The sequence below is a fragment of the uncultured Cyclobacterium sp. genome (genome assembly GCF_963977555.1).
Taxonomy (GTDB): Bacteria; Bacteroidota; Bacteroidia; order Cytophagales; family Cyclobacteriaceae; genus Cyclobacterium.
Genome location: NZ_CAXBPD010000001.1, coordinates 416,204 through 429,672 on the forward strand (window position 1 = coordinate 416,204; position 13,469 = coordinate 429,672).

The 13,469-nt window shown below is 39.0% G+C and carries 11 protein-coding genes and 2 tRNA genes; 7 read left to right on the forward strand and 6 right to left on the reverse strand.

What is annotated here, in order from left to right; genetic code table 11:
• Positions 1-119: 119 nt before the first annotated feature.
• Positions 120-1,847, forward strand: a complete 1,728-nt coding sequence (locus AAC073_RS01480; RefSeq protein ID WP_339922058.1) for a phospho-sugar mutase — start codon at positions 120-122, stop codon at positions 1,845-1,847.
• Between the two features lie 75 nt (positions 1,848-1,922).
• Here the strand turns inward: AAC073_RS01480 and AAC073_RS01485 are convergent, their stop codons facing one another.
• From AAC073_RS01485 to AAC073_RS01495, 3 genes are read right to left on the reverse strand one after another with little or no spacing between them, the layout of a single operon-like run.
• Positions 1,923-2,099: a hypothetical protein gene (locus AAC073_RS01485; protein WP_339922059.1), complete on the reverse strand. Its 177-nt coding sequence runs from the start codon at positions 2,097-2,099 to the stop codon at positions 1,923-1,925.
• 2 nt (positions 2,100-2,101) lie between these two features.
• Positions 2,102-2,530, reverse strand: coding sequence for a DUF2141 domain-containing protein (locus AAC073_RS01490; RefSeq protein WP_339922060.1), 429 nt, complete (start codon positions 2,528-2,530; stop codon positions 2,102-2,104).
• Entirely contained in the window at positions 2,527-3,588 is a 1,062-nt protein-coding gene (locus AAC073_RS01495; RefSeq protein WP_339922061.1) for an AMP-binding protein, read from the reverse strand. The genes AAC073_RS01490 and AAC073_RS01495 overlap by 4 nt, the downstream gene beginning before the upstream one ends.
• A 113-nt stretch (positions 3,589-3,701) precedes the next feature.
• On the opposite strand from AAC073_RS01495, the gene AAC073_RS01500 reads away from it, so the two are divergent.
• The 4 genes from AAC073_RS01500 to AAC073_RS01515 all read left to right on the forward strand — a co-directional run bounded on the left by AAC073_RS01500 (position 3,702) and on the right by AAC073_RS01515 (position 8,632).
• A complete protein-coding gene (locus AAC073_RS01500) occupies positions 3,702-4,538 on the forward strand; it encodes a 1,4-dihydroxy-2-naphthoyl-CoA synthase (RefSeq protein WP_339922062.1) in 837 nt (278 codons plus the stop codon).
• A 265-nt stretch (positions 4,539-4,803) separates the two neighbouring features.
• On the forward strand, positions 4,804-6,381 hold the full coding sequence (gene pckA / locus AAC073_RS01505) for a phosphoenolpyruvate carboxykinase (ATP) (protein ID WP_339922063.1): 1,578 nt from the start codon (positions 4,804-4,806) through the stop codon (positions 6,379-6,381).
• A 7-nt stretch (positions 6,382-6,388) separates the two neighbouring features.
• Positions 6,389-7,564 (forward strand): 6-bladed beta-propeller, encoded by a 1,176-nt coding sequence (locus tag AAC073_RS01510; protein WP_339922064.1) that lies wholly within the window; start codon positions 6,389-6,391, stop codon positions 7,562-7,564.
• A gap of 222 nt (positions 7,565-7,786) precedes the next feature.
• The gene (locus tag AAC073_RS01515) at positions 7,787-8,632 is read left to right on the forward strand and encodes an alpha/beta hydrolase (RefSeq protein WP_339922065.1); all 846 of its coding nucleotides are present in this window, start codon (positions 7,787-7,789) and stop codon (positions 8,630-8,632) included.
• A 358-nt stretch (positions 8,633-8,990) separates the two neighbouring features.
• On the opposite strand, the gene AAC073_RS01520 is transcribed toward AAC073_RS01515, so the two are convergent.
• Complete coding sequence (locus tag AAC073_RS01520) at positions 8,991-9,716, reverse strand: VIT1/CCC1 transporter family protein (protein WP_339922066.1); 726 nt, start codon at positions 9,714-9,716, stop codon at positions 8,991-8,993.
• A gap of 355 nt (positions 9,717-10,071) precedes the next feature.
• Here AAC073_RS01520 and AAC073_RS01525 point away from each other — a divergent pair.
• Positions 10,072-10,145 (forward strand) — tRNA-Asp (locus AAC073_RS01525).
• A gap of 175 nt (positions 10,146-10,320) precedes the next feature.
• Positions 10,321-10,394 (forward strand) — tRNA-Asp (locus AAC073_RS01530).
• A 234-nt stretch (positions 10,395-10,628) separates the two neighbouring features.
• On the opposite strand, the gene AAC073_RS01535 is transcribed toward AAC073_RS01530, so the two are convergent.
• Positions 10,629-11,870 (reverse strand): dipeptidase, encoded by a 1,242-nt coding sequence (locus AAC073_RS01535; protein WP_339922067.1) that lies wholly within the window; start codon positions 11,868-11,870, stop codon positions 10,629-10,631.
• A 138-nt stretch (positions 11,871-12,008) separates the two neighbouring features.
• A complete protein-coding gene (locus AAC073_RS01540; protein ID WP_339922068.1) occupies positions 12,009-13,376 on the reverse strand; it encodes a hypothetical protein in 1,368 nt (455 codons plus the stop codon).
• Positions 13,377-13,469 lie beyond the last annotated feature (93 nt).

The following is a 13,469-nucleotide window of genomic DNA, read 5'->3' on the forward strand; positions in this document are numbered from 1 at the left end:
CTTAAGGCATGCCATATATTTGAGGCATTTAAAAATCTAAAGACACTTCAAGGCTAAATCCATATAAATGCTTATATTTTGGACATAAATCTCAAACCAAAATTAATTTTTTTCAAAAAATGACAGATTCATCCATAATCAACAAAGCGGAGGCATGGCTCAATAGTAACATCGATGAAAAGAGCAAGCAAGAGATAAAGGACTTACTAAATGATCCGGACAATACGGATCTTATCGATTCTTTTTATAGGGACCTGGAATTCGGAACTGGCGGCCTCAGAGGCTTAATGGGCGTTGGTTCTAATCGAATCAACGTTTATACCATCGGTATGGCCACTCAGGGACTGGCCAACTATTTAAAAGCAAGTTTTCCAGGTGAAGAAATTAGTCTTGCCATTACCCATGACTCTCGAATTAACAATACCCTATTTGCAGAAACTACTGCCAATGTTCTTACCGCAAATGGCATTAAAGTTAAGTATTTCAGAGAAATGCGACCTACCCCTATGCTATCCTATGCCATTAGGTATTACGGCTGTCAAAGTGGTGTAATGGTAACTGCTTCTCATAATCCCAAAGAGTACAATGGCTACAAAGTCTACTGGGATGATGGAGGTCAAGTAGTTTCACCTCATGATAAAAACATCATTTTAGAAGTATTAAAAATCAAGTCCATCGATGATGTTAATTGGAACAAAAATGATGCGCTCAAAGAATACATTGAAGAAGACTTTGACCTTTTTTACCTTAATGAGGTAAAAAAATTAAGCATGTCTCCGCTAACTAATTTGGCAGAAAAAGACATGTCCATAGTATTTTCACCCATCCATGGTGCCTCTGGGAAAATGGTCCCTGCTGCCCTAAAAGTTTTCGGTTTTGAAAACATTCATGTGGTAAAAGAACAAATTGAGCCTGATGGAAATTTCCCAACAGTAAAGTACCCAAATCCTGAAGAGACTGAGGCTTTGGATCTTTCTATCAAGTTGGCCAAAGAAATAAATGCTGAACTTGTTCTGGCATGTGACCCGGATGGAGACAGATATGCTGCCGTTGTCAAAAATGAGAGAAGCGAATACGAATTGCTAAATGGCAATCAAACAGGCGCACTTATTATTTATTACCTGCTATCTATGTACCAAGAACATGGCAGACTTACGGGCAATCAATTTACTGTAAGTACGATAGTGACTACAGGGTTATTAGGAGAAATCAGTAAAGGCTTTGACGTTCCTTATTATGATGTTCTGACAGGTTTCAAGAACATTGCAGCGGTAATCCTTGCCAATGAAGGTAAAAAAGAATTTATCGCTGGGGGCGAGGAGAGTTATGGCTTCTTGGTAGGCGACTTCGTTAGAGACAAGGATGGGGTTTCTGCCTGTGCGATAGTGGCTGAGATAATGGCCTACTACAAGCAGAAAAACATGAATATCATCGATGTCCTGGCAGAGATATACATGGAATATGGATTTTACAAAGAATCACTTATTTCCATCACCAAAAAAGGGAAGGATGGGGCTGAACAAATACAAGCATTAATGAAGGGCTTTAGAACAAATAGACCAAAGTCCATTAATGGAATAGCGATTAGTAAAATTGTGGACGTTCAGGAAAGTAAGGTTTACGACATGACTGCGGGAACGGAATCGGTGTTGGATTTGGAAAAATCCAACGTTATCCAATTTTACCTGGAAGATGGTAGCAAAATTTCCGCTAGGCCATCAGGCACCGAGCCTAAAATTAAATACTATATCTCTGTTAATGAGAAATTGCCCAATAGAGAAGCTTACAGAACTACCGAAGCTTCTCTTGAAGCAAAAATAAATGCTTTAAAGAAATTTTTTGAATAAAATTATAATACAAAATGCCGGTTTTACCATCGGCATTTTGTATTCTTTTCTTTCCCAATTGGCATACTTTAATAGTCAAGGCTGTTCTTGCTTTTTCTTAGCATAAACCCCAAATAGATAGGAGAATATCACAATACCACCAGATATAGTAGGTATATAAGGATGGTAAATGACCCTGAAAAAATAAAGGATATATACTATGGCTGCTGCCAGTCCTATTATAGATACGGTGATCTGAAGATTCTTTAACATAATTATTTTAAAGTAAAACTTATTGTATGATTACCTGCTGGAAGCTCAAATGATGCACTCTCAAATGAAGGAGCGGAAAAAGTACCTCTGGCATTATTAGAAAACCCATAAGCATCTTTAGGTATTCCCAGAAGGGTTTTACGCATTTTACCATCCTCATTGGCATCGTGAAAGGCAGCTACTGCATAGGCTCCCTCCTGCAAATCATTAAATATAAACACCGCTTTACCATTTTCTATAATGGCAGAACCGCTTAAAATTGCTTTATCAGCTTGATCAGGAAACCCTTCTCCCCCTTTAAAGAGTAAAAGCTGAACAAGACCTTGGTCTTCTTTTTGAACGCTTACATTAACGGTAAGCTCTGAACTTCTCTCCATAGTAAATAAGAAAACAGAAATAGTTGCAAGAATAATGACAGCTTGATTTATCATTTTGCTAAAGTACGCAATTGATCTATTTTTCCAGAGACCGTTACCTTGAATTCAGAAATAAATAGAATTAGTTTGGGATTATGATACTTGGGTAGCAACTTCTTGGCCTTGTCCAGAAACAAAGTGGCGATCTCTAGGGCCTCTTCCCCTTCAATTACCAACGTGAGGGATTCTCCCAAGCTTTTATCATTCGTTCCTGTCAGAAAAAACAACCTTCCAGGAAAATATTGATACATTAATCCCTCAATTTCTATTGCTATTTCCTCTGGATGAAGTTTTACCCCTCCCGAATTTATAACATTATCAGCTCTACCTTTCCATAAAAAAGTATTATCGTTTTGTAAACTTACCACGTCATTGGTCTGCAACCATGAACGGCCTCCCATCGGCGCATGAATCAATAGCCTGTTATGGTTATCTACCTTTAAGGCTACACCAGGTAAGGCTTTATAAAGCAATGCACCATTTTCTTTGAGGTTTGCCAAAGCAATGTGTGAGACGGTCTCGGTCATGCCATAAGTTTGAAAAACCCTACCTGGTAAACAATTTACTTTTTCCCTCAGCTGATTGGAGATTGGTGCGCCTCCTATTATAATGTTTTGAATTTGCTCTAGGGCTTTTATCCCGTTGGGAGATCCCAGGGTCTTTTCAACTTGCAATGGAACCAAGGCGACAAAATCAAAAAAGTCATTCATCCTACCTTTAAAAGGATTCGATTCAGGTGGAACCACCCTCAAATCACCTTTCCACTCCATGGCCCTCACCAGCATCATTTTACCTGCTATCTTGCTTGTATCAAGACAACAAAGCATTTTACACCCTTCTTTGAAACCAAAAAACAACTTTGTGGCCTTTGCACTTTCAACAAGTTGACTCCTAGAAACAAATACATTCTTTGGTGGACCAGTTGATCCAGAAGTTTGTAGGGTATAAGCTTCTTTCCCATTCAACCACTCCCAACAAAAATTAAATGCCTCCTTATATAAATCAGGAAGTTGTTTTTCATCTCCTTTTTGTATTTGACTAAGGCTAAAAGTGGTGTGTCCGAAAGTTATCATAGGTCTTTTGCTGCACAAAATAAATAAATTATAGCTTGGCATCCATAATCCACAGGCTTAATTTCACAAAATTAAATTAGCCTGTTAACTTGCAATAAAAAATTAACCTGGAAATGATCGATTGGAAAACAGCAAAAGAATACAAAGACATCACTTATAAAAAATGTGATGGTGTAGCCAGAATTGCATTCAACAGACCGGATATTAGAAATGCTTTTCGTCCACAAACTACAAGTGATCTTTATGATGCCTTTTTAGATGCCCGTGAAGATGTCAATGTAGGGGTGATTTTATTGTCCGCGGAAGGGCCATCTTCAAAAGATGGGGTTTTTTCCTTCTGCAGTGGTGGAGACCAAAAAGCCAGAGGCCATCAAGGCTACGTGGGTGAAGATGGCATGCACAGATTAAACATACTTGAAGTACAGCGTCTTATTCGTTTTATGCCCAAAGTAGTCATAGCTGTTGTGCCTGGCTGGGCAGTAGGTGGTGGACATAGTCTTCATGTCATCTGTGACCTGACATTAGCAAGTAAAGAACATGCCATATTTAAACAAACTGATGCAGATGTAACTAGCTTTGATGGTGGTTATGGCTCTGCTTATCTTGCCAAAATGGTAGGGCAAAAAAAGGCCAGAGAGATTTTCTTTTTAGGCCGAAATTATTCCGCTCAAGAAGCCTTTGAAATGGGAATGGTTAATGCCGTGGTTCCACACGATGACTTAGAAAATACCGCTTTTGAATGGGCGCAAGAAATATTGGAAAAATCTCCTACTTCTATCCGAATGCTCAAATTCGCATTTAATCTTACAGATGATGGCATGGTAGGCCAACAGGTTTTTGCAGGTGAGGCCACAAGGCTTACTTATATGACAGAGGAAGCTAAAGAAGGCAGAGATGCTTTTCTACAAAAACGTAAACCTAACTTTAAACATATTAAATGGATTCCCTAATTGGCACTATAAGCATTGGTTAATTTCATATTGCTGAGCTGATTACTCCAATTGGGAGCTATCCAATTAAAATTATTAAACCCTTAGAAAACAGCCTGGTGAAACGTATAGTTGCGCCAGGCTGATTTTATTTGATCCTACTGGTATTTATTCCCAAATCCTTAAGTTTTTTAGGTTTTTTTATGACTTTGGTCATAGCCTAAGCACCAGGTTCTTGCTAATTTTATGGAATAGCAATAGGGAACTTTAAAAGAAATGAGGGAATATGGATTTTGATTTAAAGCAATACGAAATTGGAGTAACCGATATCTTAAGGAATGGCGGAACAGCATTATTGTATGAAGCAGCCTTAAAGTTAGAAAAAGGGTCTGCCATCTCAAGTACCGGAGCCTTAATGGTTTTCTCAGGAAAAAAGACGGGAAGAAGTCCCAAAGACAAGAGAATTGTTAGACACCCTGAATCAGAGAAAGACATCGACTGGGGAGCTGTCAATTATGAAATGGATGAGCACACCTTTATGGTCAATAGAGAGCGAGCCATCGACTATTTCAATACGAGAGAACATCTTTATGTTGTCGATGCCTATGCAGGGTGGGATCCGAAGTTCAGGATAAAAGTAAGGATCATCTGCACCCGCGCCTACCACGCGCTATTTATGCAAAACATGCTAATTCTACCAACTTCTAAAGAGTTAAAAAACTTTGGCGAACCAGATTATGTTATTTTTAACGCTGGAGAATTTCCTGCTAATCATTTCACCACCAACATGACCTCAAAAACCAGTGTTGGAATTAGTCTTGAGCATAAAGAAGTAGTCATTCTAGGCACTGAATATGCCGGAGAAATGAAGAAAGGTATCTTCTCTATTATGAATTACTTGATGCCTGAGCAAGAGGTTTTGTCCATGCATTGCTCTGCCAATGTAGGCGAAAATGACGATGTATCTATATTGTTTGGCCTTTCTGGCACTGGCAAGACTACCCTAAGTGCAGATCCTAAAAGAAGACTTATAGGTGACGACGAACACTGCTGGCATGAAAACGGTGTATTCAATATTGAAGGTGGATGTTATGCCAAAGCCATTGATTTAAATGAGGAAGCGGAGCCAGATATTTTTGGAGCTATTCGTTATGGCGCCGTATTGGAAAACGTGGTTTATGACCCCCTAACTAGAAAAGTAGATTATGCTGACACTTCAATAACGCAAAATACCCGCGCTGCTTACCCAATAGATTTCATAGAAAACACTAAAATTCCATGTACTGCTGGACATCCCAAAAACATTATTTTTCTGACTTGTGATGCCTTTGGGGTACTGCCTCCAGTAAGCAAATTAAGTCCGGAACAGGCCAGTTACCATTTCATTTCTGGGTATACAGCCAAGGTGGCCGGAACAGAAATGGGTGTAAAAGATCCTGAAGCCACTTTTAGTGCTTGTTTTGGTGCCGCATTTATGATGTGGCATCCAAATAAATACGCTAACTTACTGGCAGAGAAAATTAAAAAACATGAGGTAAACGCTTGGTTAATAAATACTGGATGGAGTGGCGGTTCCTATGGAGTGGGGTCTCGAATTAAATTAAAATACACCCGTGCCATTTTGGATGCTATACATAATGGAGATTTTAATAATGTGGAATTCGCAAATGAAGCAGATTTTAACCTTAAAATCCCAACAACCTGTCCAGAAGTACCCAGTGAAATACTTATTCCCGAAAACACCTGGAGAGACCAAGACAAATTTCGTGAGTTAAAGAGCAAATTGGTAAACCTCTTTAAAGAAAACTTCAAACAATTTGAAGACCAAGTTGACGAAAACATTACCAAAGCGGGGCCAAAATAAATAACAAATGTTCAAAATCAGGTATTACAGTGCTGTCATAGGTATAATAGGTATGATCCTAGTACAATGCCAGACAAAAGAGAAAGAAGGGGAAACTGATAAAACCCCTTCTTTTTTAATTGACAGGACTTCTATCCTTCCGTTTGACGAACTTGTTTCAGAGATTGAATTTATCCCACTAGTGGCTCCAAAAGACACTTTGATAAACCTTTCCTGCAATGTCAGCGAATTGGTCGTCCATGATAAGATTTATTATGCCAGCAGGTGTTTTCAGGATCTTTCTATTCACTCCTTTGATCTGGAAGGCAACCACCTTCAGAGCTGGAACAGGAAAGGTGACGGTCCTGAAGAATATCCAGCATTGCATGGTATGATAATTGAAAATGATGAACTTTACATAAGTACAGGAAGAGGTGTCCTATTGAAATACGGCTTACCTGAATTTGATTTTAGAAAGGAAATAAAATTGGGGGAATTTAATTTTGTACCTACAGTGTCCCTTATTTCACCGGAAAGCTGGTTGATTTCATCTGAACCAACAAACAAAGCGCGCGAAAAAATTTTCCACGTAGTGGATCCAAAAGCAAAAGCAGCAAAAACGCTACCCATATTATCTCTCCCATACAGTGGGGAGTTGAATCCTGGGATGATTGCAGACATGAAAGAAGGAAAACTTTTAAACTTTGGACTTTCAGACACCATATACAGATATCAAGAAGGGATTGTCAAGCCATATATCACCCTAGATTTTGGCGACAAAAGCATAGTAACGGATGATTTTGAGCTGGAAGGAGAAGCATTTGTAGAGAAAATCTTGCTCTCTCAAGACTACGCCTTCAATACAGGTCTAATTGATTTCAGTGAAGGTTCCCTGAAATTAATGGCTTACGGTATCGAAAAAAACCTCCTTTTTGACAAGGGAAGCCTTTCTACATTTCCTTTTTATGATGTATTTATTTCCCGAAGTTCTGGAGAACTTAAAATCACAAAAGCACTCTTAAGCGTTAGAAATAACAGTTATTCGACCGGTGGTTATTTTTATCAGGTAATGCAGCAATCGGATTGGCAAAGGGCATTGGATTTAGGTTATTTTGGAAAATACGAAGAATTGCTCCTGAATAGCATTGAAAAATTATCTGATGAGGAAGATCCTATAGTTCTAAAATTTAATATTGGTTTTTAGCGGATATATGTTTTATGTCTAAGGTAAAGTGGTTCCTCTACTTTAAGATAGATATAATTTGGGTTAAATATTGATCCCCATAGATCAATAGCGATAGACAAATTATTTTGCCAATGAGGCTTTCATTATGGATTCACTATTAAATTGGCCCATTTAAAGCCAAAGCCTACCATGCATTTAATTCTTTGTGTACATTAGGTCGCAATATTAAATCGTAACCACATGAAATATAAAACCCAATCCCTCCTATTCATTTTAATTTTCACGGCTGCGCTGTTGGGGTCCCTCACAAGTAATGGCCAAAGCCATGTAGAGGAAACTTATAAAATAGTAGGCAATGACACTTTGAAAATGGATATTTACCTCTCAGACGAGCAAAAGAAAGACAAGCCTGCCATCGTTTTTTTCTTTGGTGGCGGATGGGTATCAGGCAGCTGGGATCAATTCCGACCGCATGCGCTTCACTTCTCCAAAAAAGGATTTGTATGCATTCTGGTCGACTATAGGGTTTCTTCCCGTCAAAAGACCAGTCCATTCGATGCAATTGAGGACGCAAAGGCAGCCATGAAATACGTCAAGAAGAATGCGGTAAGGCTTGGCTTGGATAGCGCCAAAGTGATTGCCTCCGGTGGCTCTGCAGGTGGTCACCTTGCAGCTGCAACAGCCACCATTCAGGGATTTGAAGGACTTGAAAATAGGGAGATCAGCTCCAAGCCTATTGCCCTTCTTCTATATAACCCCGTAATAGACAATGGTCCTGCCGGATATGGCTATGACCGATTGGCTGACAGATACAAGGAAGTTTCTCCACTTCACAACCTTCACAAAGGTGTCCCGCCTACACTTTTTTTATTAGGAACCAAAGATAAATTAATTCCTGTGGCTACTGCAGAATACTATAAGACGGCTATGGAAAAATTAGGAAGCTATTGCGACTTAATTCTATACGAAGGACAACCTCATGGTTTTTTCAACTTCAAAAACAGAGAAATTTACGATCAAACTCTAATAGAAACGGAAGCTTTTTTAAAGAAAATTAAGCTGTATCACGAATCTGAGACAGAGTGAATCAGTCGTTAAAGAGATAAAAAAGGAAAAGATAAAATACAATAAAAAGTTTATTTTATCCTGAGCTCTTCAGCAAAATCACCCTTAAAAAGTGTAACAAAAACACTTAATAATGGGTTTTGAAAATTTTTTAATGAAATTTTATTTGGTTTAAACAGGAATAATAAAATAATTGATTTTTTTTTAACTTAATGAAAAGATATGCTAATAGTATGCTTGCGCTTCCATTTGTTTTTCTTAAGTTTAAAAAATCATAACAATTTAATTACTTACTCAGTAAGGCATTGCGCCAAAAATATAGCTGTAGTCGGTTAAAATAAACCCACCTAGAAGCCTTTGTAACCAAAGGCTTCTTTTTTTATTTTAAAAGCAATGCTTCTAAAATATCTCCTACAAAATAAGCTACCATTGCGGCTACAAAGCCAAGAAAAAGTGTCTCAAATACACTTTTAAAAATCCCGGTTTGATTGACCCAACTTTTCAAAGCGCCGACCAAAATAAAAGCCACTCCAGTGAGCAAACAAGTCCATAAAAACACATCAAAATTAGCTTCATAAAAGAAATCCCACACATAAACTATAAGAGGAATAAAACCGACAACTACGAAAGAAATAAGCGTAGCGAGACCTATTTTAAAAGGACTCTTCACTTCTTCAATCATATTGAGTTCGTCCTTCATCATCTCATTCACCCACCGGTCTCTATCTGAAACAATGACATCAACCACCTTTTGTAGAAGTTCTCCTTCAAAACCTTTTTCTTTATAAATGGTAACAATCTCATCACGTTCTTTCTTTGGAAGATGGTCTACTTCCCAATATTCAATATTTTTATGTTTCTGATAATTTTCCTTTTCTGACTTGGAAGATAGATAGGCGCCAATAGACATGGACAGCCCATCGGCAAATAAATTGGCAAAACCCAAAATTATGATCACCATCGGATCTAGACTTGCGCCAACTGCACCTGCCACTACCGCAAAGGTAGTAACGGCACCGTCTATGCCTCCGTAAACAAATTCCCTAAGGTATTCCTGAAGATTTTTAAAAAAAGGTACTTCCTGGTGCAATACTGATTCTTCCAAAATGTGTCTATTTAATTAACCCTAATCGATGAATGCTTTGATATCAACTTAAGTATTAAGTTCACCTAGCGTTTGAATTTACAAAAATTCAGTTAATCTGAGAAACATTAAGTGGCCTTGCTGAAAGAGACCTCCAATCAATAAGTGATCTGTATAAAGTATGGGAGTTATTGGGTTCTTTTGGCTATTTCTTTCTACGGATCTAAATTTAAAAATGAAATATAAAATTAATCTCCTTGAATATGAAAGCGATAAAGCAAATAGACTCTTTTTTTTTGTACTTCTATTGTAAAAAAACAAACATTCTTCTACCTTTGTATCACTTCAAACGAGGAGTATTAAACAAACAAAAAAAGGAGTGGTAGTTCAGCTGGTTAGAATGCCTGCCTGTCACGCAGGAGGTCGCGGGTTCGAGTCCCGTCCATTCCGCTAAAAAGCCTTGGTTTTCCAAGGCTTTTTTTTGCTTTGACATTGAAGACAAACATTTTATTAATCGCGTTTCAACTCAAACGTAGGCTAATAAAAAAAGTATCAGTTCAGCTGATTAGATTGTCCCGACTTATCGGGAAGGTCGCTGGTTCGAAACTTAAAGAATAAATGTATTGGAGTGGTAGTTCAGCTGGTTAGAATGCCTGCCTGTCACGCAGGAGGTCGCGGGTTCGAGTCCCGTCCATTCCGCTTAAAAGCCTTGGTTTTCCAAGGCTTTTTCTGTTTTAGCATCTATTTAATTTACACATTCGTTCCATCCATCAGCAATATTGCTGGATAGGAAAAGGTATCAGGCTCCTCATTACAAAAAACCGACTCCAATAGCGTAAAAGACAAGCTAGTAGAGTCGGTTTTTTTTATTTAAAACACTTAAGTACACCTTTATTTAAAACTTCGACCTACCTGTCTACAGTCTTTCTATTATTAGTCTCCCGTTACTTCTCGAATCACACGAAGCCAGTTCAAACCAAGAATTTTCTTTATTCTTTGATCGCTATATCCAAGTCTTTGCATCGCCATGGTAATTTGAGGGTAATCGCTGATGTCCTCAATTTCACGAGGCAACTCAGGCCCTCCATCCAAATCACAGCCAAGAGCCACATGGTCCTCTCCTACTAAATTAACACCATAGTCAATAACTCTGGCCAACTGGTCTACATGCATCCAATATTCATCTGGAATGGTTCCATTGAAAACCAGTGGCACCTCTTTTAGGACTTCTTGGTCAACCTCTTCAATCGTACTCAATACAGTTTGATTAACCGAAGCTGGTGTGGTCTCCTTTGGCGCTGTTTGCCAGGCCCAATATTTAGGGTTGTTAAATAAACTTCCAAAGTGAATGCCAATCACCCCTCCTTTTGAGGCGATGGCTTTTGCCGCTTCATCTGTAATGCACCGAGGGTGAGGGACTATACCGTAAAAACCTCCATGACTGTAGATTACAGGATGCTTACTTGCCTCTGCGGTTTGTAATATGGCATCATTAGATGCATGAGCAATATTAATGATCATACCTAGACCATTCATTTCAGAAATAATTGTTTTTCCAAGCTCATTTATGCCACCCCATTTACTCACATCATTACAGGTATCAATGAATGCATTCGTAGTATTGTGAGCGGTGAGCTGCATAGACCTTAGCCCTAATCGATATAAGGCTCGTAATAGGTTTAAATCACCATCCAAATCAAAGGCCCCTTCCAAATCCAAGAAAGCAGCCATTTTTCCTTTTTTATTTATACGCTTTATATCAGAAGCATTCAAGGCCAATTCAATAACTGAATCATTGTTTTTGATCTGGTCTAAAGCAAGGTTTATCACTCTAAGGGTATTTTTAGTTTCAAACCTTCCAGGATAATAATGTTCAGGTGTATAAACGGAGAAAAACATGGCATCCAATCCTCCTTCTATTGCTCTAGGAAGATCAACGGTTCCGTCAGAATACCTTTGACCAATGTCCGTATTCATCAACAATTCACGGGTCATTACATGAACATGCCCATCCATCACAAATGCTTTGCGATGCAATTTTGGCATTGGTTTACCCTGAGGGGTCAAAGGAATCCTATTTTCATTTTTCGGAGCAGCTAACAAGGAATTTAGCGGCAAAACACTTCCTGCTATTGGCAGTAATGTTAAGCCCTTAATAAGGTCTCGACGTTTCATTTGCTTAAGCGTTTTCTTAATTTATATTTTTATTATTTAATGGTAATACCAGCGCTTTGGATGCCATCTAAAATCTTTCATTTCTTCACAGGCCCTGTTTATTAATCACAATGGGACCTCCAAAAACACTGCCTATACCTATTCATCAAAACCACGGATATAGGGGCGACTTAGTGGTCGCTCACCTGTATTAAATTGTGGGCCTCGGCTTGTGTGGTAGGTCATGTCCATATATGGCGTTTTGATGCGTCTACCGATAGCAGAATAAACACCATTTTCCCAGTTTGATTCCACGTAGTGATTGGTAATTCCGGTAGACAAAAGGAGACGTTCCGCATTGAAGGGTTCTTTTTTAGCCACCATCATTTCTGTTATCCAGTGAGGTTGTGCATTTGAAGCATGGTACTGGTCAAAAGGTCCGGCCCAGCCAAGCATAGAGATTATCGTCGGCTGATCTTGCCCTTCAATCTCCCCAGCAAAAGTCCACCCGACGTCCCTACCAGATATTACAGCAGCTTCCGTTCCATCATTGTATTCTACGATACAAATGCTAGCCTTAGCATTCTCTTGAAAGTGTCCTGGCTTCAGCTCAAATTGTTTTGCCACAGCTTCAAGCAGTCTGCCGGCCCAAAGGTTTCGCTCGACCCATTCCCAAGTTTCTACCCCCCGGATGGACTGAACAGATTTGACACCTGTCTCTCCTCCTTTTCTTCTCTCTACAAAGGCTTGAAGCACATCAATACAATGAAAAATACCCCCCTCATCAGACGCCCCTCCGATAACAATTGAATGCTTTAAGGGGACGTCATTTTCAAGTTCAATAGCTGGCTTTCGGTAATATAGGGGAATAGAAGATCCCCCTGTCAAAGGGAAATTCAGCTCTCTGGATTTGTCAAACATCCACTTGGCTTCATCCCAATCATAAGATAGGTGTTTGTCATTAAATACGGGTACAGCACGCTTACTCTTTTCAAAAACCGCTACCATTTGTTGGAAAATCCTCCAGCGCGGTAAGAGCCATCGTCCTTTAAGGTCTTTTGGATAATCACCATGTTCTGCGACAATAACAACGCCATCCACTGCAAGCTCCTCGCCTCCAAGTGTTACTGCCTCCTCTACTGACTTAAAAATAGGAATACCTTTGGCTTTGGCTACTTTCTGACCTAGTAGGCTTTCATCGTATTGATCAATGTAAATGGCGACAACTTCGACCCGGGATTTGGTATACGCCCCCTGCCACCAATAGCCATCAATTAACTTGGTTACTATCCAATCTGCATGGGACCTTGTAGCACCCCAATAGCTAACGAGAACGGCAATACGTGGCCCGCTCTCTGATTGTTCTGCTTTTGAGCTAATTGGAATACCAACCAAAGCGGACAATCCAGCCACTCCTGCTATCGCTAGCATTTCACGCCTAGTAATGAAGTGCTTAGATTCTGAGATCTCGTTTGTATTTAAGGAACTGGTTGTCGTATTTATAATTTCGACTTCTTTTTTTGACATAACGTTTATGGTTTCAGTGGTTAGCGAGAATAAGGTGATTCTTACATAAACGTTAAATCTAAACAATTAATTTAATAATGATTTTATTTCCTA